The sequence below is a fragment of the Kocuria sp. NPDC057446 genome, from assembly GCF_042802875.1.
Classification (GTDB): domain Bacteria; phylum Actinomycetota; class Actinomycetes; order Actinomycetales; family Micrococcaceae; genus Kocuria.
Genome location: NZ_JBHVDI010000035.1, coordinates 1 through 20843 on the forward strand (window position 1 = coordinate 1; position 20843 = coordinate 20843).

The following is a 20843-nucleotide window of genomic DNA, read 5'->3' on the forward strand; positions in this document are numbered from 1 at the left end:
GGTGCGTCCGGTGCGGGCCCGTTCGGCCGCGCGGGCGGCGGCGGGTCAGTGCTCGCGGCGGTAGAGCCGGCGGGCGAACCAGATCCCGCCGGCGGCCGCGCCGAGTCCGGCGAGCAGCAGCAGGGCCGCCTGCACGCGCTGCCACGCGACGGTGCCGGCGGTGACGCCGTCCCCGAACTCGCCCGCCTCGGCGGTCTCGACCACTTGGAGGGTGCCCTCCTCGACGGCGAGCAGGGCGTCGGCCTCCTCGTGGAAGTCCTCCTCGCGGGAGCCCGTCTGCGTGCCGCGGAAGACGATCTCCTCCCCCGCCTCCGGGACGCGCGGATCGGCGAGGCCGGAGTCGAAGGGCTGCTCGGTGACCGCCTCGTCCGCGGGCAGCACCCCGCGGTAGATCGGGTTCCACGTCTTGGTCTGCAGGTCGTTGGTGAGGTCCTGGTACTGCCCGGAGATCACCCACGACCTGTCCGCGTAGCCGGCCAGCCGCCGCGAGTCGTCCCAGGCGAGCGCCGCGCTCACCGCCAGGACCAGGCCCAGGAGCAGCCCGAGCAGCCCCACGGCCGTCGGCCTCCAGGCGATCGACCGGCGGGCGCGCCCGCCGTCGTGCTCCTCCTGCTCGTCGTCCTGCTCGTCGTCGAAGGCGAAGAACGTGTCCTGCCGGTCGGTGGTCTCCTCGGTCATGCTGAGCTCCTGGAACGGGGTCGGGGAAGGGGGCGGTCGCGATCGCCGGGGTCGCGGCCGGGGACCCGGTGCCACAGTACCGAAGATGCCGGCGGGCACCCGGGCGTTCGCAACTGTTACCCGGGCCGGGAGCGGCGCCGGGCACGACGGACGACGGCCCGTCCCCCGGGAGGGGGGCGGGCCGTCGTCCGTCGGTGCGGGTCAGCCGCGCAGCACGGCGCCGTGGCGCTCGGCGGCCACGGCGACGGCCGCCTCGCGGGCGGCGGAGGCCTCGTCGGCGGTCAGCGTGCGGTCGGGCGCCCGGAAGCGCAGGGCGAAGGCCACCGACTTGCGGCCCTCCTCGATGCCGGGGCCCTGGTACACGTCGAAGACGCGGACGTCCTCGAGCAGCTCCCCTGCGCCCTCCTCGAGCGCGGCGCGCAGCGCGGCGGCCGGCACGGAGGCGTCGACCACGAGCGCCACGTCCTGCGTGGCGGCCGGGTAGCCGGAGATCGGGCGGGCCTGCACGACCTCGACCTCGGCCGCGGTGAGCGAGCTGAGGTTCAGCTCCATCGCCACGGTCCGCTCGGGCAGGTCCTGCGCGGCGACGAGCTGCGGGTGCAGCTCCCCCGCGTAGCCCAGCGGGGTGCCGTCGGCGGTGGCGAGCACGGCGGTGCGGCCCGGGTGGAAGGCCTGGTGGGTGCCCTGGCGCACGGTCAGCTCGACCCCGAGGACCTCTGCGGCCAGCCGGGCGGCGTCGAGGGCGTCCTGCCAGTCGAACGCCCGGGGCGCGGTCCACGGGCCCTCGGCCGTGTCCCGGCCGGCCAGGACCGCGGCGAGGTGGCGCGGCTGGGCGGGGATGCCGGCCTCGATCTCGCCGAGCACCTCCCGGCCCGGGTGCGCCCCCAGCGGGGGGATGCTCGCGCTGCCGAGCTGCTCGCCGGGCCGGAAGACCCGCCCGACCTCGTAGAGGGCCAGGTCCCGGAAGCCGCGGGAGGTGTTGCGCCGCAGCACCTCCAGCAGGCCCGGCAGCAGGGACACGCGGAGCATCCCCTGGGCCTCGCTGATCGGGTTGGCCAGCTTCACCGAGGGCACGGGGACCCCCGGCTCCGGGGCGCCCCACAGCTCGTTGTCCGCCTGCGAGACGAACGGGTAGGCGAGCACCTCGGTCATCCCGGCGGCCGCGAGCGCGTCCGCGACCCGCTTGCGGGCCTGCTGCTCGGCGGTCAGACCACGCCCGGGGGGCGCGACCGGCAGCCGCGACGGGATCCTGTCGTAGCCCACGAGGCGGGCGACCTCCTCGACCAGGTCCTCCTTCTCGACCAGGTCGGGCCGCCACGACGGGGGCACGACGCGCCAGCCGTCGTCGGTGGCCTCCACCTGCGCGCCGAGCTCCGTGAGGGTCGAGACGACCTGCTCCGCCGTGTACTCCACGCCCGTGCGGCGGCCGGGGTGGTCCCAGGGCAGCTCGATGGGCGCGGGGGCGGAGGTGCGGTCCACGTCGGTGACCCCGGGCCCGGCCGTGCCGCCGGCCAGCTCCACCAGCAGCTCCACGGCGCGCTGGGCGGCCACCGGGGCGATCTGCGGGTCCACCCCGCGCTCGAAGCGCTTGGACGCCTCCGAGGGCAACCGGTGCCGCCGGGTGGTGCGCGCGATCGACACCTCGTCGAAGCGGGCCGCCTCCACGAGCACGTCGACGGTGCCGTCCGAGACCTCGGTGGCCGCCCCGCCCATGACCCCGGCCAGGCCGATGGGCCCGGAGCCGTCGGTGATCAGCAGGTCCTCGGCGTCCAGGGGGCGCTGCTTGCCGTCCAGGGTGGTCAGGGTCTCCCCCGGTGCCGCCCGGCGGACCCCGATGCCGCCGGTCAGCCGCGCGAGGTCGTAGAAGTGCAGGGGCTGGCCCAGCTCGAGCATCACGTAGTTGGAGATGTCCACCGGCAGGGAGATGGAGCGGATCCCCGCCAGGCGCAGCCGCGCCGACATCCACGGGGGCGTGGGGGCGGTCGGGTCGATGCCGGTCACCGTGCGGGCGACGAAGCGGGTGCACCCGGGGTTGCCGTGGATCGGGGCGTCGTCGTCGAGCGTCACGGGGAAGCCGTCCCCGGTGGGCGCGGGCACCCGGGCGGCCACCGTCCCGGCCGGGTCGGTGAAGGGCTCGTGCACGGCGTGGCAGTACTCCCGGGCCACGCCCCGGACGGAGAACGCGTAGCCCCGGTCCGGGGTCACGTTGATCTCGGCGGCCTCGTCGTAGAGGCCGAGCAGCTCCAGGGCGTCCGCGCCGAGCTCCGGGTCCAGGCCGAGGGTCGAGAGCACCAGGATGCCGTCGTGGTCCTCGCCGATGCCGAGCTCGCGCACCGAGGCGATCATCCCGGCGGAGGTGTGGCCGTAGGTCCTGCGCGCCGAGATCGTGAAGTTGCCGGGCAGCACGGCGCCGGGCAGGGTCACCACGACCTTGTCCCCGACCTCGAAGTTGTGCGCCCCGCAGATCACGCCCTGCACGCCGGACGGGTCGATGCCCTTGCCGGTCAGGGTCTGCGCCCGGCCCTCGGGGACCACGCGCACGGTGCACCAGTTGACGGTCTTGCCGTTGGAGTGGGTCTCCGGCTCCTTGGACAGCACCTGGCCGACCACGACCGGGCCCTTCAGATGGTCCGTGGGTCGGTGCACGTCCTCCTCCTCGAGGCCGACCCGGACCAGGGTGGCCAGGACGTCCTCGGCGGTCGCGTCCGCGGGGACGGGGGCGTGCTCGCGCAGCCATGACAAAGGAACTCGCATGTCTTAGATCTCCATCCCGAAGTGCTCGCTGAAGCGGACGTCGCCCTCGACCATGTCGCGCATGTCGGGGACGTTGTTGCGGAACATCAGGGTCCGCTCGATGCCCATGCCGAACGCGAAGCCCGAGTACGCCTCGGGGTCGATGCCGGCCGCGCGCAGCACGTTGGGGTGGACCATGCCGCAGCCGCCCCACTCGATCCACTGCGGCCCGCCCTTGGCGTTCGGGTGCCACACGTCCAGCTCGGCGGACGGCTCGGTGAAGGGGAAGTAGTTGGGCCGCAGCCGGATCCTCGCCTCCGGCCCGAACATCTGCCGTGCGAAGTGCTCGAGCGTGCCCTTGAGGTCGGCCATCGACAGCCCCTTGTCCACGGCCAGACCCTCCACCTGGTGGAAGACCGGGGTGTGCGTGGCGTCGAGCTCGTCGGTGCGGTAGGTGCGCCCCGGGACCACGACGTAGACCGGCAGCTCCCGGTTCAGCAGCGTGCGCATCTGCACCGGCGAGGTGTGCGTGCGCAGCACGAGGTGCGCCTCGGGCGGGTCCACGAAGAACGTGTCCTGCAGCTCCCGGGCGGGGTGGTCCGGCTTGAAGTTCAGGGAGTCGAAGTTGTACCACTCGGACTCGACCTCGGGGCCGTCGGCGACCTCCCAGCCCATCGCCACGAACGTCTCGCCGACGCGCTCCATGAGGTTGGTCAGCGGGTGCCGTCCGCCCAGGCGCCGGCGCCGGCCGGCGGCGGTGACGTCCACGGCCTCCTCGACGAGGATCCGGGCGTCCCGCTCCTCCTCCAGCACCGTGGTGCGGGCGGCGATCGCCTGGTTGACGCGGCCGCGGGCCTGGCCGACCAGCTTGCCGGCGGCGGCCTTCTGCGACTTGTCCAGGGAGCCGATCTGCCGGTTGGCCAGCGCCAGGGGGGACCGCTCCCCCGCGTGGGCGAGCCGGACCTCCTTGAGCTCGTCCAGGTCCTGGGCGTTTCCGACGGCGGTCAGGGCCGCCTCCACGGCGGCGGCGACCGCGGCCTCGTCGGTCGGGTCGACCGCGCCGCTCGGGGCGGTCTCGGGTGGCAGTTCAGACATCAGCTGGGACTTCTTCGGCTCGGGGACGGGGTCGTCCGCGCACGCCGCCCCAGGGTCCGTGGAACGGGGAGCACGGGAAAGCCCGGATCGGCACGGATCGCGGGCGTGTCCCAGTCTATGGCACGTGCCTCACCGGCGGCCCACCGCTCCCGCGCCCGGGCCGGGGACGCCCCGGTGGGCCTACGCTGGGGGCATGACGCGGAGCCCGAACCTGAGCCGAGCGGCGCGCGTGCGCCAGGTGTGGAACATGACGAACCTGTCCACGCCGCTGGGGCTGCTGGTCGCCGCGGCCACGCGCACGAGGGTGTCCCGGGGGCCCGAGGGGCTGATCCTGGGGTTCGGCTACCGGCCCCGCCTGCCGAGGGCCGGGGCGTTCACCGTGGGCAACGTGGTCCTGTTCCGCGCGGGGATCGACGACGTCGCGGCGCGTCCCCGGCTCCTGGCCCACGAGGCGCGCCACGCGAGCCAGTGGGCCAAGTGGCTGGGCCTGCCGTTCCTGCCGGCCTACCTGCTGGCGGCCGGGTGGTCGATGCTGCGCTGCGGGCACCCCGCGCTGCGCAATCCGTTCGAGGTGGGGGCGGGCCTGGCCGACGGCGGCTACCGGTGGCCGGACCGTCCCTGACCTGGCGGCTCCGCTCCTCCCCGTTCCGCTCCCCTCCGTTCCTCCCCGCTGAACTCACCACTTCTGCTCCAACCGGGGGTGGATGTGCTCCCCTCTCGGGGTGCACCGGTGAGTTCGGCGGTGCTCGCGAGGGCGGCCGATCGCGACGGGCAGGGGTGCGGGGTCCGGGGCGTCACGGCCGGTGGGCGGGGTGGGGCGACGGCTCGCGCCGGCACTGCAGGGCGGCACACTTCCCGCCGGCCTTCCGGCGTCGCTCCACAGAACGGCTGCGCGGCGCGCCGGTGCCCGGCGGGACGGGCCAGGATTCCTGCATGACCGATCTCCCGTCCCGGCTGCTCACCCTCTCCGACCTGGAGACCTCCGGCGTCTCCGCCACCGGTGCCCAGCGTCTCGTCCGGGCCGGTGCCCTGCGCCGGGTGGCTCACGGCGTCTACGCGGACCCCACCTAGTGGCATGCCCTGGGCGACCGGGACCGGACCGTGCAGAGGCACCTCGTCGTGTCCCGCACCGCGGCGGCTCCGCCGGTGTTCTGCCGGGACTCCGCGGCGCTGCTCCACGACTGGCGGCTGCTGCGGGACCCCGCGGCGCCGCAGGTCCTCCACGGTCCCGGGCTCGGCACCCGCAGCACCGGCCGCGCGGCCCACCACCACAGCGGCTCCCTGCCCCACGAGGACGTCGTCGAACGGCACGGGGTGCTGCTCACCGCTCCGGAGCGGACCGCGCTGGACTGCGCCCGGTTCCTTCCCCTGGGGGCGGCCGTGGTGGTCCTGGACCAGGCCCTGGCCGCGGGGGTGGATCGGACGCGCTCACCGCGCGGCTCGTCCGGCTCCCGGGCCACCGCGGCGTGCGGCGCGCCCGCACCGCCCTGGACCTGGCGGATCCGCGCGCGGAGTCCCCGGGCGAGTCGCTCATCCGGATCGTCCTGCTGCAGTCCGGTCTGCCGGCCTTCGTCCCGCAGCTGACGATCCCGACCGGCAGGGGCGTGTACCGCGCCGACTTCGCCTGGCCCGGGGCCGGCGTGCTCCTGGAGTTCGACGGCCGCGTCAAGTACTTCCTCGGCACCCCGACCGGCCAGGCGCTCCACGAGGAGCGGCGGCGGGAGCTCGCCCTGGTCGAGGCCGGCTGGACGGTGCTGCGCACCGACTGGGAGACGGTCACCCGCAGGCCCGAGCAGCTCGTCGCCCGCCTCCACCTCGCCCTGCGCGGCCGTGCACCCCTTCACCGGATTCCACAGCACTGACGTCGCTCCCGACGAGCTCGTCTTCACCGCACTCACCAGAGCCGAGCGCACCGACTCTCCCCGACAGAGGCGGAGAAATGCCGCCGTTTCGGGTCGACGCGGTGAGTTCGGCGGAGGGGAGGGGGCGGGTCAGCCGGCGAGGTGGTCGAGCAGGGCGTGCACGATCGGCAGGTCGGCCGGGATCCAGGGCAGGGCGAGGGCGGCGGCGGGATCGTCCAGCGACAGCCACCGCACGGCCAGGTGGTCCTCCCCCACGACGGGCCGGGGGTCGCCGCCGGTGGTCACGGCCGTCCAGACCCGCATCGCGGCGGTGTCCTTGAGCGGCCAGCCCTGGGCGTGCGGTCCGCGCACCTCGGCGAGGAGCCTGACGTGCACGCCGAGCTCCTCGGCGCACTCCCGCACCAGGGCCTGCTCGCAGCTCTCGTCCGGCTCCTGCTTTCCGCCGGGGAACTCCCACAGGCCCCGCAGGGCCTCGGGGTAGGCCCGCTGCGCGGCGAGGAAGGCCGTAGGGCGGTGGGCGTCGTCGAGGAGGGCGGCGCCGACCACCTGGGTACGGTACGCGGCCGGCAGCGGTGCGCTCACCGGATCAGCGCCCGGACCGGGGGCGCCGCTGGGCGCGGGCCGAGGCGTAGAGGCACACCGTGGCGGCGGTGCCCACGTTGAGGGACTCCGCCCGGCCGTGCACGGGCACGGCGACGCGGTGGTCGGCCAGAGCCTTCTCCTCCGACGACAGCCCCCGGGCCTCGTTGCCGAACAGCCACACGGTGGGCCGGGCCAGGTCGTAGGCGGCGGGCACGCCGTCCGCGCCGGCGGCCCGGGCGGCGGAGGCGTCCTGGAGCCGGTCGAGGTCGACGTCCCCGTGGCCGTCGGCGGCCAGCACGCCGCAGCCGGCGGCGCGAGCGGCCCCGAGCAGCGCGGGGAGCTCGGCGCCCACGACCACCGGCAGGTGGAAGAGGGAGCCGGCGGTCGAGCGCACGGTCTTGGGGTTGTAGAGGTCCACGCTGCCGGCGGTGAGCACCACCGCGTCCGCGCCGGCGGCGTCCGCCGCGCGCAGCACGGTGCCGGCGTTGCCCGGGTCCTGCACCCGGGCCAGCACCGCCACGAGGCGCGGCCCGGCGGCGAGCACGTCCTCGAGGTCCGCGTCGAGGGGGCGGCACACGACGACGACGCCCTGCGGGGTCACCGCGTCGCTCATGGCGGCCAGGACATCCCGCGTCACGAGGCGGACGAACACGGACCGGTCCTCGGCCACCCGTTCCAGGAGGGCCGCGATGTCCGGGTGGCGGGCCAGGGCGTCCTCCGTGACGTAGACGGCGTCCGCGCACGGGGACTCCAGGTGCCGGGCGAGGGCCTCGCGGGCGTTCTGGGGGCCCTCGGCCAGGAACAGTCCACGCTTGGAACGCGCGGAGCGCCCGGCCAGTCCCGCGACGTCCCGCACCCGATCGGCTCGGGGGTTGGACATCGGCTGGGCGGCCAGGCGCTCCGTGAGGTTCACAGCTCCGACGGGGTCAGGCTGCGGCTTCGCGCGGCGCGGAGGTGTCCTCCGGCAGGGCGTTCTTGGCGATCTCGACGAGACCGGCGAACGCCTTCTCGTCGTTGACGGCCAGCTCGGCGAGCATGCGGCGGTCGACCTCCACCTCGGCGGCCTTGAGGCCCTGGATGAAGCGGTTGTAGGTCAGGCCGTTGGCGCGGGCCGCGGCGTTGATGCGCTGGATCCACAGCCGGCGGAAGTCGCCCTTGCGCTTCCGGCGGTCGTTGTAGCTGTAGACGAACGAGTGGGTGACCTGCTCCTTCGCCTTGCGGTACAGGCGCGAGCGCTGGCCGCGGTAGCCGGAGGCCTGCTCGAGGATCTCCCGGCGCTTCTTGTGGGCGTTGACCGCCCGCTTCACACGTGCCACGTGTGTACTCCTTCACTTCGGTCCCGGCCGTGCGGCCGGGAGGTCAAATCTGTGCGGGGCGGGGAGACGGGCTCCCCGGTGATGCGGTGGGGACTACTTGCCCAGCATCTTCTTGATGACCTTGGCGTCGCCGGGGGCCACGATCTGGTCGGAGGCCAGGCGACGGGTCAGCCGCGAGGACTTGTGCTCCAGGTAGTGGCGGCGGTTGGCCTGCTGGCGCTTCACCTTGCCGGTACCGGTGAGCTTGAAGCGCTTCTTCGCCCCGCTGTGGGTCTTCATCTTCGGCATGTGGCCGCTCTCCTTGCGTTTCTTCCGGTGGTGGCCACCGGAGGGCACGGCGACGTCCGCCGCACCTCCACGGTGCCCCCTGGGCGCAGCCGGGACCGGCTGCGCGCCACGGGGCGCTGTCAGTTCTGCTCCGCTCGCGCGGAAGGTCGTGCGCCGCTCAGGCCTGGGGCCCGGGCTTGGCGCCCGGCTTGGGGCCGGGCCGGGGAGCCTTGGGCGCCGCGGCCGCCGGCCGGGGTGCCGGAGCCTTCGGTGCCGGTGCCTTCGGTGCCGGCGGCTTCGGGGCCGCCTTCGGCGCCGGGACCTCGACGACCTCGGGCTCGACGACGGGCGCCTCGGCGACCTCCGGCTCGACGACCTCCGGCTCGGGGGCGGCGGGCTGCGCCGACTCCGGGGCCTGCGGGGCCGGTGCCGGCTCCTGGACCTGGGGCTCCGGGGCCGGCTCCTGGACCTGGGGCTCCGGGGCCGACTGCTGCACCGGCTCCTCGGCCTGCCCGGCCCGCTCGCGCAGCTCGGCCGGGAACGCGTCCCCGATCGTCTGGGTCACGGGCGCGGCGGAGGACGTGTCGATCTTGTCCTTCGCCTTGCGCTCGTTCTCGGCCTTCGCCTCGTCGCGCTGCTTCTGGCGGCGCGCCTCGGCCTTGGCCTCGGCCTTGTTCTTCAGCGGGCCCACGACCATCACCATGTTGCGGCCGTCGACCCGGGGGCTCGACTCGACCGCGCCGACCTCCGCGACGTCGTTCGCGAAGCGCTCGAGCAGGCGGACGCCCATCTCGGGGCGCTGCTGCTCGCGACCGCGGAACTGGATCATGGCCTTCACCTTGTCGCCGGCCCCGAGGAACCGCTTGGCGTGGCCGACCTTGGTCTCGTAGTCGTGGGTGTCGATCTTGAGCCGGAACCGGACCTCCTTGAGGACCGTGTTCGTCTGGTTCTTCCGCGACTCCCGGGCCTTGACCGCGGCCTCGTACTTGTACTTGCCGAAGTCCATGAGCTTGGCCACCGGCGGCTTGGCGTTGGGCGCCACCTCGACCAGATCGAGATCCGATTCGCGGGCCAGCCTCAGTGCGTCCTCGACGCGGACGATGCCGACCTGCTCGCCTGCGGGTCCGACGAGACGGACTTCGGGGACTCGGATTCTGTCATTGATACGTGGATCGCTAATGCCGTGCTCCTGATGTTCTGCGTGGTCGCCCGGAGGTTTCCGGGGACCTCATGGTTCGGTCCGGTCCGCAACGACAAAAGCCCCCGCTGCGGTCGGCAAGCGGAGGCTCATCGGTGCGGCACCCGGGGGTAACGCGCTGCGTGACGGAGCGGACGCGGGAGGACCCGGCCGAGCCGTCGTGCGGACGATGTCGTCGCGGACCCGGCGGCCGTGGGCCGGTCGTCCGAGAGGCTCGGGGACCGTGGCCGGCGCGGGTGGGAGTCTCCTCCACTTGCACACTGCCCGCCAGTCTAGCCCATGGGCCGCGGGTTAGGGAACCGTCGGTCGCGCGGGTCTCACTCGTCCTCGGTGCTGTGCAGGGCGCGGCGGGCGGAGAGCAGCTCCGTCTCCGGCCGGGCGGCGACGAAGCGCTCGACCTCGTCCAGGACCTCGACGAGGCGGGCGGCGTCCGCCGCGACCACGGCGGTGCCCACGAGGGCCCGGCGGTGGAGCTCGAGGTGGCCGACCTCCGCGGCGGTCACCGGGAAGCGGCGGCGCAGCTCCGCGACCAGGGGGCGCACCACGGAGCGCTTGCCCTTGAGGGAGTGGACGTCCCCGAGGAGCACGTCGAACTCGATCCACCCGATCCACACGGCGTCTCCGCCTCCTTCCGGCCGGCCCCGGCCTCCTCTGCAGGATAGTCCCGGCGCCGCCCCATCGGTCCGGCCGGACGGTCCGGACCGCGGACGGCGGTGTGGCAGAGTTGGGCCATGACTTCCGAGAACACCTTCCGCTTCGACGACGACGCCGCACGGCCCGGCCAGGAGATCCCGCAGGAGACGGTCAGCGCCGTCGACGAGCAGATGCGCGACATCGCGGAGGTCCCCGCCATCGAGGTCATCACCACCGCGGCCGTGCACCTCATGAGCGCCGCCGCCGTGAAGTGCGGCCTGGCCGCCGGCGAGGACGCCGAGGAGCTCAAGGACCTGGACGAGGCGCGCAAGCTCATCACCGCCCTGGCCGGCTTCGTCACCGCCGCGGCCCCGGAGATCGGTTCCCAGCACGCCGCTCCGCTGCGCGACGGCCTGCGCACCCTGCAGCTCGCGTTCCGGGAGGCCTCGCACTTCCCGGACGCCCCCGGTCAGGGCCCCGGCGAGCGGTTCACCGGCCCGGTCAGCTGAGGCCGCTCGGCGCCGTCGTCGCGGGCTGATCCGGGGTTCCCGGGTCAGCCCGCCGTCGTGAGGCGCAGCTGCATCGAGTCCACGTCCTCGGCGAGGGCCGGCTCCACGCCCAGCCGCGCCTGGAAGCGGGCGACCACGTCGTCCAGCCGCGCCCGGTCGAGACCGGGCCGCAGGGAGAGCACCACGGCCAGCTCGGGGCCGGCCCCGCCGCCCCGGACGACCGTTCCGTCCGCGGCGCGCACGGCCACCCCGTCCCCGGGGGCCGTGCCCACCGCGAGCACCCCGGGCAGGTCCTCGGCGCAGCGCAGGACGGCCGCCTCGACCGCCGGGCTGCGGTAGGAGGGCGTCCAGGGCCTCCCCTGGGCCAGCGCCCACAGGGCCGGGCGGCGCACGACGAACGGCAGGTCCGTGCCGGGGTCCAGGACCAGCAGCGGGGTGCCGTCCTTGACGGCCGCCACGGCCGCCCGGCGGACGTCGGTGGCCACCGGCCGCGCCCCGGCGTGCCAGGCGGCGAGCGCCGCGGTGGAGGTGAACGCCGGCAGCACCTGCCGGCCGTCCGCGGCCCGCAGGGACACGAGCGCCATGTCGGCCTCCTTGTCGGCCACGAGACCGGCCTCGGTCACGGTCGAGGCCGAGACCTCCGCCACGACCGGCACGAACACCCGGGTCCCGGCGAGCGCGGCGACCACGGCGGCCTCGTCCCCCGTCCCGGCACGCAGCTCCCGGAGGGCCCGGAGCACGGCCGGGGCGGCGGCGCCGTCGTCGTCGGGGAAGCGGTGGGTGTGGCTGGTGCCCTCGCCGAGGTTGCGTCCGGCCCAGGCCTGGCCGCCGGTGTCCTCCGTGCCGCCGGCGCCCGCGAGCTGGGCGGCGATGTGCCCCGGCAGGGGCCGCTGCGTCACCGCGCTCCCGGCCGGCCCGCCACGTCGAGGGCCTCCTCGAGGGTGAACCGGCCCGCGTAGAGGGCCTTGCCCACGATCGCGCCCTCGACGCCGGAGGACACGAGGGTGCGCAGGGCCGCGAGGTCGTCGAGGGAGGAGATGCCCCCGGAGGCGACCACGGGCTTGTCGGTGCGGGTCGCGACCTCCTGCAGCAGCTCCAGGTTGGGGCCCTTGAGGGTGCCGTCCTTGGTGACGTCGGTGACCACGTACCGGGCGCAGCCGTGCTCCTCGAGGCGGTCCAAGACCTCCCACAGGTCCCCGCCCTCCTCGGTCCAGCCGCGGGCGGCGAGGACGGTGCCCCGCACGTCGAGGCCCACCGCGATGACGTCGCCGTGCTCGGCGATGACCTTCTGCGTCCACTCGGGGTTCTCGAGGGCCGCGGTGCCCAGGTTGATCCGGGCGGGGTCCAGGGACAGCGCCCGCTCGAGGGAGGCGTCGTCGCGGATGCCGCCGGACATCTCGACCTTCAGCTCGAGCTCGGCCGCGACGCGGCGCAGCACGTCGATGTTGTCGCCGCGGCCGAAGGCGGCGTCGAGGTCCACGAGGTGGATCCACTCGGCGCCGGCCTCCTGCCACGCGAGGGCGGCCTCGAGCGGGTCGCCGTAGCCGGTCTCGGAGCCGGCCTCGCCCTGGACCAGGCGCACGGCCTGGCCGTCCGCGACGTCGACGGCGGGCAGCAGCTGGAGGCGGGGGGTCTCGCTCAGGGACATGGGTTCTCTTCTCTCGGTGCTCGGGTGCTCGGGTGCTCGGGGGCGGACGTGCGGGCGTTCGGGGTCGGCCCGGGGCTCAGCGGCCCTGGAACCAGGCGTACCAGCCGTAGCCGACGAGGGCCGCCGCGACGGCGGCCAGTAGGACGACCGTCCACAGCGGCTTGCGCTGCTGGTGGAACGAGATGGCGCCCCCGGCGACGAACGCCCCGAACACCATGACGACGACGGCGTAGCTCACGCGGCGCCGTCCTGGTTCTCCAGGGTCGGCCGGCCGGCCAGGGCGTTGCCGCCCAGCGGGTCGCCGGCCTTGAGGTGGTCGAGGCGTCCCGTGCGCGGCAGGGTGCCGAGCCAGTTGCGCAGCAGCTGGATGCCGGCCTCGGAGGACTTCTCCGGGTGGAACTGCGTGGCGCACAGGGCCCCGTTCTCCACGGCGGCGATGAAGCGCCCGCCGTGGTCGGACCAGGTGACCTGCGGCGGCCGCATCCTCTGGATGCTCTGCGGGAAGTCCCACTCCTGCACCCCGTAGGAGTGCACGAAGTAGAAGCGCTGGTCCTCGATGCCCCGGAACAGGACGCTGCCCTCGGGCGGCTCGACCGTGTTCCAGCCCATGTGCGGGACGACGTCGGCCTTCAGTCGTTCGACGACGCCGGGCCACTCGCCCATGCCCTCGGTCTCCTGGCCGTGCTCGACCCCGGAGTCGAAGAGGACCTGCAGGCCCACGCAGATGCCCAGCACGGGACGCCCCCCGGCGAGCCGGCGGCCGATCAGCCGCAGACCGTCCACGGAGCGCAGACCGTCCATGACGGCGGCGAACGCGCCGACGCCGGGGACCACGAGGCCGTCGGCGCCCAGCACCGCCTCGGGGTCGGCGCTGAGCACCACGTCCGCGCCGGCGGCCTCGAGGGCGCGCACGGCCGAGCGCACGTTGCCGGCGCCGTAGTCGAGGACCGTGACGGTGGGCCGGTCGGTGCCGTCGGTGCTCACAGGGCCCCCTTCGTGGACGGGATCCCGTGGACCCGGGGATCGGGCTCCACGGCCTGGCGCAGCGCGCGGGCGAGGGCCTTGAACTGGGCCTCGGCGATGTGGTGGGGGTCCCGGCCGGCCAGCAGCGTGACGTGCAGGCAGATCCCGGCGTGGTAGGCCAGGGACTCGAAGACGTGCTGGACCATGGAGCCGGTGAAGTGCCCGCCGATGAGGTGGTACTGCTGGCCCTCCGGCTCGCCGGAGTGCACCACGTAGGGCCGGCCGGAGATGTCGACCACGGCGTTGGCCAGGGCCTCGTCCAGCGGGACGGTGGCCTCGCCGAAGCGGCGGATCCCGGCCTTCTCGCCCAGCGCCTGGCGCAGGGCGTCCCCGAGGACGATCGCGGTGTCCTCGACGGTGTGGTGGACGTCGATGTGGGTGTCCCCGGTCGCCCGGATCCGCATGTCGATCAGCGAGTGCTTCGACAGCGCGGTCAGCATGTGGTCGTAGAACGGCACCGAGGTGTCGATGTCGTTCTCGCCGGTGCCGTCGAGGTCGATCTCGACGGACACCGTGGACTCGCTCGTGCGCCGCTCGAGGGCGGCGCGGCGGGGCGCACGGGTGCCGGTGGTGGTCTGGTCGCTCATTCGGTGGGAACTCCTCGCGGGCGCGGCACGGCCGTCGGCGGGCCGCGGGTGGTCCGGGCCGGGACGCACGGCGGTGCCCCGGGCCCGGTGGTGGTGGTCTGCCTCCATGCTATCCGGGACGGGGGCCACCCCGGCCCGGGGGCCTCAGCCGTCGGAGACGATCCGCTCCATGCTCGCCAGGAACGCGGTGGTCTCCTCCTCGGTGCCGGCGGTGACGCGCAGGTGGCCGGGGATCCCGACGTCCCGGACGAGCACCCCGTGCTCGAGCAGCGACTCCCACACGGCCCGGGAGTCGTCCATGCCGCCGAAGAAGACGAAGTTCGAGTCCGACTCGGCGGGCTCGAGCCCGAGCCGCTCGAGCTCGTCGACGATCCGGTCCCGCTGCATCTTGATGTCCTCCACGTTGGCCAGCAGCGACTCCGAGTGGCGCAGGGCCGCCAGCGCCGTGGCCTGGGTGACGGCCGAGAGGTGGTAGGGCAGCCGGACGAGGCGCACGGCATCGGCGACCTCGGGCGCCGCCGCGAAGTAGCCCAGCCGGGCTCCGGCGAGCGCGAAGGCCTTGCTCATGGTGCGGGAGACGATCAGCCGGGGCCGGTCCTCGAGCAGGGTGAGCGCGGTGGGGGTGCCGCCGTGCGAGAACTCGGCGTACGCCTCGTCGACCACGACCACCGTCCGGAACTCCTCCCCCGCCTCGTACACGGCGGTGACCACGTCCGCGCCCAGCGCCGTTCCGGTCGGGTTGTTGGGCGAGCACAGGAAGACGACGTCCGGGCGGTGCCGGCGCACCTGCTCGGCCGCGGACTCGGCGGAGAGACCGAAGTCCGCCGCGCGCTCTCCGGCGACGAATCCCGTGTGCGTCCCGGAGGCCAGCAGCGGGTACATCGAGTAGGTGGGGACGAAGGTGAGCAGCGTGCGGCCGGGGCCGCCGAAGGCCTGGAGGATCTGCTGCAGTATCTCGTTGGAGCCGTTGGCCGCCCAGAGGTGGGCGGGCCCGAGCCCGTGGCCCAGGTACGCGGCGAGCTCCTCGCGCAGGGCGGTGAACTCCCGGTCCGGGTACCGGTTGAGGGTCCGGGCCGCCTCGGTGACCTCCCGGACGATCGCCGCGTGCACGTCCTCCGGGACCGGATGGGTGTTCTCGTTGGTGTTGAGCGCCACGGCGACGTCCAGTTGCGGGGCGCCGTACGGCGCCCTGCCGCGCAGGTCGTCACGGAGCGGGAGGGCGTTGAGTCGGTCCAGGTTCTGCGTCACCCGGACAGTTTAGTGCTCCGCCGGCACACTCCGGGCCGACGGGGTCCTCGGGTCGGGCGGCTCAGGCGGCGGGGACCTCGAGGAGCTGGCCGGCCACGAGCACCGAGCTGTCCAGGTCGTTGAGCTCCACGATCTCGTCCATGACCTCCCGCGGGTCCCGGTCCGGGTCGGCCGCCACGGCGATCCCCCACAGGCTCTGCCCGGGGAACACGGTGGTCTGCTCGGTCCCGGATCCCGGCACGGGCTCGCTCGTGGCCGTGGCGGTGGAGGGGACGAGGAAGATCACGGCCAGCACGACGAGGGCGGCCGAGCCGGCGAGGACGGGCAGCCCCAGGAACACGAGGCGGCCGCGACGGGTCAGGGTCAGCGGGGTGCGGTCGGCGGAGCGCACGGGGCGCGCCCGCCGCAGCGCGCGGCCGGGGGGCCGGGCGGGACCGGCGGACTCGCGGCGGCGGGCGACGACGGCACTGAGGGTGGCACTGGCACTCATGACATGAACTCCTTGACGTTCCCGCACGGAGCGGGCGATCTCGAACTCCGGTCCGGTCGAGGGCCCCTGCGGGCCTCCATTCGATCGAACATACTTTCGAATACCGATAACCCATGTCTAGCACGTGTCTGCGAATGCTGTCGACACCGGGTAGTACATATGTTTGAAGACACACGGCGTGTCGCCTAGGCTGAGGGCAGGTTCGGGCCTCGGGCCGGCGCGCGCTGCGTATCTCTGCGCCTGCCGACCGGGACCTATCGAACCACCCGGGTCCGACATCGGAACCGGGACCGCGCAGACCGGCCGCACCGGCAGCCGGACGGGAAAGGACGACGCTCCCATGGCCCAGCCCCCCACCCCCGAGGAGCCCCGCACCCGGGGCGCCCGCCCCGGGGCGCGCTCGCGCAGCCGCGGGCTCAGTGTGCGCCAGCGCACCATCCTCGAGGCCATCCAGCGCTCCATCGCCGAGCACGGCTATCCGCCGTCCATGCGGGAGATCGGGGACCTGGTGGGACTGGCCTCGCTCTCGAGCGTCACCCACCAGCTCTCCCAGCTCGAGAAGCTGGGCTATCTGCGCCGCGACCCCAAGCGCCCGCGGGCCATGGAGGTGCTCACCCCCCTGCAGCTGCGCGGCACCGCCGGGGCGGAGTCCGCCGGGCCGTCGCCCGAGGAGGCGGCCCCGGGCGACCGCCCCGCCGGTCCCGCCGCCGTGGCCGAGCTGTCCACCTCGGCGGACGTGACCATGGTGCCCCTGGTCGGCCACATCGCCGCCGGCGGGCCGATCACGGCCGAGCAGGCCGTCGAGGACGTCCTGGCGCTGCCGCGCCAGCTGGTCGGGCACGGCGAGCTGTTCATGCTGCGCGTCAAGGGCGACTCGATGATCGACGCCGCCATCTGCGACGGCGACTGGGTGGTGGTGCGCCGGCAGAGCGCCGCCGACAACGGGGACATCGTGGCGGCCCTGCTCGACGACGAGGCCACGGTCAAGACCTTCCGCCAGCGGGACGGCCACACCTGGCTGCTGCCGCAGAACACGCGCTACGAGCCGATCCTCGGCGACCACGCCACCGTGATGGGCAAGGTCGTCTCGGTGCTCCGCAGCCTCTGAGCCGCCGCACGCCCCGGGCCCCCGCCGCCGGCGGGGGCCCGCTGCCGTCCGGTCCCGCTGCTGTCCGGACCCCGTGCGGGCCCTGCACGGTCCGGAGGGACCCCGGGCGTCCGCCGGGCGTGCTCAGCCCACGGAGAGCCGCTGCAGGGCCCCGAGCACCACCGAGCGGTCCGTGGTGGTCCACAGCGGCGGCAGGGAGTCCCGGAGGAACCCGCCGTAGCGGGCGGTCGCGATCCGGGAGTCCAGGATCGCCACGACGCCCCGGTCACCGCCCGCGCGGATGAGCCGCCCGGCCCCCTGGGCGAGCCGCACGGCCGCGTGCGTCGCGGACACGGCCATGAACCCGTTGCCGCCGGCCCGTTCCGCGGCGCGGCTGCGGGCGCTCGCCAGCGGGTCGTCCGGGCGCGGGAAGGGGATCCGGTCGATCATCACGAGCCGGCACGAGGCCCCCGGGACGTCGACGCCCTGCCACAGGCTCATCGTGCCGAACAGGCTCGTGGACGGGTCGTCGGTGAACTCCTGGACGAGGCCCGCGAGCGAGGACTCCCCCTGGCACAGGATCGGCAGGTCGGTGCGCTCGCGCAGCGCCTCGGCCGCCTCCTCCGCCGCCCGGCGCGAGGAGAAGAGCCCCAGGGCGCCGCCCCGGGAGGCCTCCAGCAGGGCCAGCATCTCGTCCAGCTGGGCCTCCGTGAGCCGGCGGCCGGGCTTCTCCAGGTGCTTGGCGAGGTAGAGGATGCCCTGCTTCGGGTAGTCGAAGGGACTGCCGACGTCGACGCCCTCCCAGCGCGGGGCGCCCTCGCCCCGCAGGCCCAGGGCCCCGGCGGCGGAGTCGAAGGACGAGCCGACGGACAGGGTGGCCGAGGTGAGGACCACGGTGCGCCCGTCGAAGAGGCCCTCCCGCAGGGTGCCGGCCACGCTGAGCGGCGCCACGTGCAGGGTGGCCGGGTCGGTGTCCTCCGCGGGCACGTAGCCGCGGCCGGGCTCCCAGCCGCCCTGCCGGGAGATCCACAGCACCTCGCGGTGCTCCTCGGCGGCGAGGATCCGCTCGGCCAGGTCGAGGACGTCGCTCACTCGGGAGCGTGCCATCTGCCGGCCGGCGTCCCCGTCCTTCTCCCCGGGGCCGGCCTTGGACTCGGTCATCACGGTGCGGGCGGCGTCCCGGATCTGGGCCACCGCCGCCGACTGGGCGTCGTCGAGACCGCGGTGCAGCAGCTCGGCGGGAGCACCCGCCAGGGCGGCCTCGAGGTTTGCGGCCCCCACGGTGAGTGCGTCGGGGCTCGCGGAGGTGTGCTTGCGCGCGGACGCCGCGGCCGAACGCACCAAGGCCGCGGAGAGCTGCCCGGTGACGGCGCCCGTCACCCGGTCCTGGAGCTCGTGGGCCTCGTCGATGACCACGACGTCGTGCTCGGGCAGCACCGTGATGCCCTCGAAGGCGTTGATGGCGAGCAGGGCGTGGTTGGTGATCACGATGTCGGCCTCGCCGGCGCGCTGCTTGGCGAGCTCGGCGAAGCAGTCCTCGACCAGCGGGCAGCTGCGGCCCAGGCACTCCTTCGCCGTGACCGACACCTGGCGCCAGGCGCGGTCGCTGACCCCCGGGAGCACCTCGTCCCGGTCCCCGGTCCCGGTCTCCCGGGCCCACTCCCGCAGGCGCTGGACCTCCTGGCCCAGCCGCCCCGGCTGCTCGGGGGCCTCGGGCTGCGCCGCGCCGGGGTGCGGGGCGGCGTCGGGCAGCGTGAAGAGCGCGCCCGGCTCGTCGTCGGACGGGTAGCCGCCCTCGATCTTGTGCAGGCACGCGTAGTTGCTGCGGCCCTTGAGCAGCGCCACGTCCACGTCGCGCTCGAGCTCGCCCTCGAGCGCCGCCAGCAGGCGCGGCACGTCCCGGCCCACGATCTGGGACTGCAGGGCGAGCGTGGCCGTGGCCACGACCACGGGCTTGTCCGCGCGCTGGGCGTGCTCGACGAGCGGGGCCAGGTAGGCGAGGGACTTCCCGGTGCCGGTCCCCGCCTGGACCAGCAGGTGCCGGCCCCGGTCCAGGGCCTCGGCGACCTTGGCGGTCATCAGCCGCTGACCGTCCCGGACCTGCCCGCCCATCGCCGTCACGGCGGTGTCCAGCAGGTTCAGGGAGTCCTTGGCCCCGGGCAGGGTCTCCGGGCGCACGGCCGGGACGTCGTGCCCGGACTCGTCCACGAAGGCGGCGGCCACGCGCTCAGGCGCTCTCGGCGCCGAAGCCGGGAGCGTGCTCGGGGGCGAACTCCGCGAGCTCGGCCGCGAGGTCCTCGCGGACCTTCACGAGCAGGTGGGTGCCCTCGGGCAGGTGCTCGGTGCGGAGGATCTCCGCGTCCCAGTCGTGCAGCCGGCTGACCACGTCGCCGCGCTGGTACGGGATCACCAGGTCCAGGACCGTCTCGGGGCGCGGGATGGACTCGCTGATCCGCTGTCGCAGCTCGTCGATGCCCTCCCCCGTGCGGGCCGAGACCACCACCACGTTGCGCTCGCGCTGCTTCATCCGCTCGACCACGAACGGGTCCGCGGCGTCCACCTTGTTCAGCACGATGATCTCGGGGATGTTCTGGGCGTCGATGTCCGTGAAGACCTGGCGCACCGCGCGGATCTGCCCCTCCGGGTCCGGGTGGGAGGCGTCCACCACGTGCAGGATGAGGTCGGAGTCGGCGACCTCCTCCAGGGTCGAGCGGAACGCCTCGACGAGCTGGGTGGGCAGCGAGCGGACGAAGCCGACCGTGTCAGAGAGCGTGTAGCCGATGCCGTCCGGGGTCTGCGCGCGGCGGACGGTGGGGTCCAGGGTGGCGAACAGGGCGTTCTCCACGAGCACCCCCGCGTCCGTGAGCCGGTTCAGCAGCGAGGACTTGCCCGCGTTGGTGTAGCCGGCGATCGCCACCGAGGGCACGGAGTGGCGGCGGCGGTTGAGCCGCTTGGTCTCGCGCGCCGGCTTCATCGCGGCGATCTCGCGCCGCAGCTTGGCCATGCGGGTGCGGATGCGCCGGCGGTCCAGCTCGATCTTGGTCTCACCGGGGCCGCGGGAGCCGATGCCCTCACCGGCCGCGGCGCGACCGCCGGCCTGGCGGGACAGGGACTCGCCCCAGCCGCGCAGGCGCGGGAGCAGGTACTCGAGCTGGGCGAGCTCGACCTGGGCCTTGCCCTCCTTCGACTTGGCGTGCTGGGCGAAGATGTCGAGGATCAGGCCCGTGCGGTCGATGACCTTGACCTTCACGACGTCCTCCAGCCCGCGCCGCTGCGAGGGGGCGAGCTCGGAGTCGACGACGACGGTGTCCGCGCCGGTCGCGGCGACGATGTCCCGCAGCTCCTTGGCCTTGCCCGAGCCCAGGTACGTGGCCGGGTCCGGCTTGAGCCGGCGCTGGACGATGCCGTCGAGCACCTCGGAGCCGGCGGTCTCGGCGAGCGCGGCCAGTTCGCGCAGGGAGTTCTCGGCCTCCGCGAGCGTGCCCTCCGTCCACAGTCCGGCGAGCACCACCCGCTCGAGGCGCAGCTGGCGGTACTCGAGCTCGGTGACGTCCTCGAGCTCCGTGGACAGGCCCGCCACGCGGCGCAGGGCGCGGCGCTCCTCGAGGTCCTGCTGGTCGCCGTCGTGGACGCTGTGCCCGTCCTCGGCGTCGGCGAGCTCGCGGGCCCGGCCGGAGAGCCGGCCCGGCGCGGTGGAGTCGCCCTCGGGGGCGGTGTCCTGCCCGGCGGCCTGCTCCCGGGCACGGGCCCGGGAGAGCACGCGCTCGACGACGTCCTCCAGGTCCTGCCGGCTCAGGCCGTTCTCGGGCTCCGCGGCGGCGCGGGGCTCGGCAGGGGTTTCACGGGGGTGGGTCATGGTTCCTTTCGGACGGGATGCTGATCGGTAC

23 protein-coding genes are annotated in these 20843 nt (G+C 74.6%); 5 read left to right on the top strand and 18 right to left on the bottom strand.

What is annotated here, in order from left to right; translation table 11 throughout:
• Window positions 1-45: 45 nt before the first annotated feature.
• From ACFU0Y_RS06495 to pheS, 3 genes are all read right to left on the bottom strand, one after another.
• A complete protein-coding gene (locus ACFU0Y_RS06495; protein ID WP_380213641.1) occupies window positions 46-678 on the bottom strand; it encodes a hypothetical protein in 633 nt (210 codons plus the stop codon).
• A 201-nt stretch (window positions 679-879) separates the two neighbouring features.
• Entirely contained in the window at window positions 880-3432 is a 2553-nt protein-coding gene (gene pheT / locus ACFU0Y_RS06500) for a phenylalanine--tRNA ligase subunit beta (RefSeq protein WP_380213642.1), read from the bottom strand.
• 3 nt (window positions 3433-3435) lie between these two features.
• On the bottom strand, window positions 3436-4506 hold the full coding sequence (pheS, locus tag ACFU0Y_RS06505; RefSeq protein WP_380213643.1) for a phenylalanine--tRNA ligase subunit alpha: 1071 nt from the start codon (window positions 4504-4506) through the stop codon (window positions 3436-3438).
• Between the two features lie 193 nt (window positions 4507-4699).
• Here pheS and ACFU0Y_RS06510 point away from each other — a divergent pair, with 193 nt between their 5' ends.
• The 3 genes from ACFU0Y_RS06510 (at window position 4700) to ACFU0Y_RS06520 (ending at window position 6368) form a co-directional block, all read left to right on the top strand.
• A complete protein-coding gene (locus ACFU0Y_RS06510) occupies window positions 4700-5128 on the top strand; it encodes a DUF4157 domain-containing protein (RefSeq protein WP_380213644.1) in 429 nt (142 codons plus the stop codon).
• Between the two features lie 311 nt (window positions 5129-5439).
• Complete coding sequence (locus tag ACFU0Y_RS06515; protein ID WP_380213645.1) at window positions 5440-5577, top strand: type IV toxin-antitoxin system AbiEi family antitoxin domain-containing protein; 138 nt, start codon at window positions 5440-5442, stop codon at window positions 5575-5577.
• Between the two features lie 395 nt (window positions 5578-5972).
• A complete protein-coding gene (locus tag ACFU0Y_RS06520; RefSeq protein WP_380213646.1) occupies window positions 5973-6368 on the top strand; it encodes an endonuclease domain-containing protein in 396 nt (131 codons plus the stop codon).
• Window positions 6369-6497: 129 nt separating this feature from the next.
• On the opposite strand, the gene ACFU0Y_RS06525 is transcribed toward ACFU0Y_RS06520, so the two are convergent.
• From ACFU0Y_RS06525 to ACFU0Y_RS06550, 6 genes are all read right to left on the bottom strand, one after another.
• Window positions 6498-6950, bottom strand: a complete 453-nt coding sequence (locus ACFU0Y_RS06525) for a (deoxy)nucleoside triphosphate pyrophosphohydrolase (protein WP_380213647.1) — start codon at window positions 6948-6950, stop codon at window positions 6498-6500.
• A 4-nt stretch (window positions 6951-6954) separates the two neighbouring features.
• Entirely contained in the window at window positions 6955-7863 is a 909-nt protein-coding gene (locus ACFU0Y_RS06530; RefSeq protein WP_380213648.1) for a TrmH family RNA methyltransferase, read from the bottom strand.
• A 13-nt stretch (window positions 7864-7876) separates the two neighbouring features.
• Window positions 7877-8266 (bottom strand): 50S ribosomal protein L20, encoded by a 390-nt coding sequence (gene rplT, locus ACFU0Y_RS06535; RefSeq protein WP_058873525.1) that lies wholly within the window; start codon window positions 8264-8266, stop codon window positions 7877-7879.
• A 93-nt stretch (window positions 8267-8359) separates the two neighbouring features.
• Window positions 8360-8554, bottom strand: coding sequence for a 50S ribosomal protein L35 (gene rpmI / locus ACFU0Y_RS06540; RefSeq protein WP_017832891.1), 195 nt, complete (start codon window positions 8552-8554; stop codon window positions 8360-8362).
• Between the two features lie 157 nt (window positions 8555-8711).
• Entirely contained in the window at window positions 8712-9713 is a 1002-nt protein-coding gene (infC, locus tag ACFU0Y_RS06545) for a translation initiation factor IF-3 (protein WP_380213666.1), read from the bottom strand.
• Between the two features lie 335 nt (window positions 9714-10048).
• The gene (locus ACFU0Y_RS06550; RefSeq protein ID WP_368820626.1) at window positions 10049-10345 is read right to left on the bottom strand and encodes a DUF503 domain-containing protein; all 297 of its coding nucleotides are present in this window, start codon (window positions 10343-10345) and stop codon (window positions 10049-10051) included.
• Between the two features lie 117 nt (window positions 10346-10462).
• Between ACFU0Y_RS06550 and ACFU0Y_RS06555 the strand changes: the two genes are divergently transcribed.
• Window positions 10463-10873 carry a DUF1844 domain-containing protein gene (locus ACFU0Y_RS06555; RefSeq protein WP_380213649.1) on the top strand — a complete coding sequence of 137 codons (411 nt, stop codon included), beginning with the start codon at window positions 10463-10465 and terminating at the stop codon, window positions 10871-10873.
• 44 nt (window positions 10874-10917) lie between these two features.
• On the opposite strand, the gene ACFU0Y_RS06560 is transcribed toward ACFU0Y_RS06555, so the two are convergent.
• The 7 genes from ACFU0Y_RS06560 to ACFU0Y_RS06590 all read right to left on the bottom strand — a co-directional run bounded on the left by ACFU0Y_RS06560 (window position 10918) and on the right by ACFU0Y_RS06590 (window position 15869).
• Window positions 10918-11772, bottom strand: coding sequence for an SseB family protein (locus ACFU0Y_RS06560; protein WP_380213650.1), 855 nt, complete (start codon window positions 11770-11772; stop codon window positions 10918-10920).
• A complete protein-coding gene (priA, locus tag ACFU0Y_RS06565; RefSeq protein ID WP_380213651.1) occupies window positions 11769-12521 on the bottom strand; it encodes a bifunctional 1-(5-phosphoribosyl)-5-((5-phosphoribosylamino)methylideneamino)imidazole-4-carboxamide isomerase/phosphoribosylanthranilate isomerase PriA in 753 nt (250 codons plus the stop codon). Before priA ends, ACFU0Y_RS06560 begins: the two co-directional genes overlap by 4 nt.
• A gap of 76 nt (window positions 12522-12597) precedes the next feature.
• The gene (locus ACFU0Y_RS06570; protein WP_380213652.1) at window positions 12598-12759 is read right to left on the bottom strand and encodes a hypothetical protein; all 162 of its coding nucleotides are present in this window, start codon (window positions 12757-12759) and stop codon (window positions 12598-12600) included.
• Window positions 12756-13505, bottom strand: coding sequence for an imidazole glycerol phosphate synthase subunit HisH (gene hisH, locus ACFU0Y_RS06575; protein WP_380213653.1), 750 nt, complete (start codon window positions 13503-13505; stop codon window positions 12756-12758). Before hisH ends, ACFU0Y_RS06570 begins: the two co-directional genes overlap by 4 nt.
• Window positions 13502-14131, bottom strand: a complete 630-nt coding sequence (gene hisB, locus ACFU0Y_RS06580; RefSeq protein ID WP_380213654.1) for an imidazoleglycerol-phosphate dehydratase HisB — start codon at window positions 14129-14131, stop codon at window positions 13502-13504. Before hisB ends, hisH begins: the two co-directional genes overlap by 4 nt.
• A gap of 144 nt (window positions 14132-14275) precedes the next feature.
• Window positions 14276-15379 (bottom strand): histidinol-phosphate transaminase, encoded by a 1104-nt coding sequence (locus ACFU0Y_RS06585; protein WP_380213655.1) that lies wholly within the window; start codon window positions 15377-15379, stop codon window positions 14276-14278.
• Between the two features lie 61 nt (window positions 15380-15440).
• On the bottom strand, window positions 15441-15869 hold the full coding sequence (locus ACFU0Y_RS06590) for a LysM peptidoglycan-binding domain-containing protein (RefSeq protein ID WP_380213656.1): 429 nt from the start codon (window positions 15867-15869) through the stop codon (window positions 15441-15443).
• A 340-nt stretch (window positions 15870-16209) separates the two neighbouring features.
• Between ACFU0Y_RS06590 and lexA the strand changes: the two genes are divergently transcribed.
• Complete coding sequence (gene lexA, locus ACFU0Y_RS06595) at window positions 16210-16977, top strand: transcriptional repressor LexA (protein ID WP_380213657.1); 768 nt, start codon at window positions 16210-16212, stop codon at window positions 16975-16977.
• 123 nt (window positions 16978-17100) lie between these two features.
• On the opposite strand, the gene ACFU0Y_RS06600 is transcribed toward lexA, so the two are convergent.
• Both ACFU0Y_RS06600 and hflX read right to left on the bottom strand, forming a co-directional pair.
• Complete coding sequence (locus ACFU0Y_RS06600) at window positions 17101-19179, bottom strand: ATP-dependent DNA helicase (protein ID WP_380213658.1); 2079 nt, start codon at window positions 19177-19179, stop codon at window positions 17101-17103.
• 4 nt (window positions 19180-19183) lie between these two features.
• The gene (hflX, locus tag ACFU0Y_RS06605; protein ID WP_380213659.1) at window positions 19184-20812 is read right to left on the bottom strand and encodes a GTPase HflX; all 1629 of its coding nucleotides are present in this window, start codon (window positions 20810-20812) and stop codon (window positions 19184-19186) included.
• Between the last annotated feature and the right edge of the window lie 31 nt (window positions 20813-20843).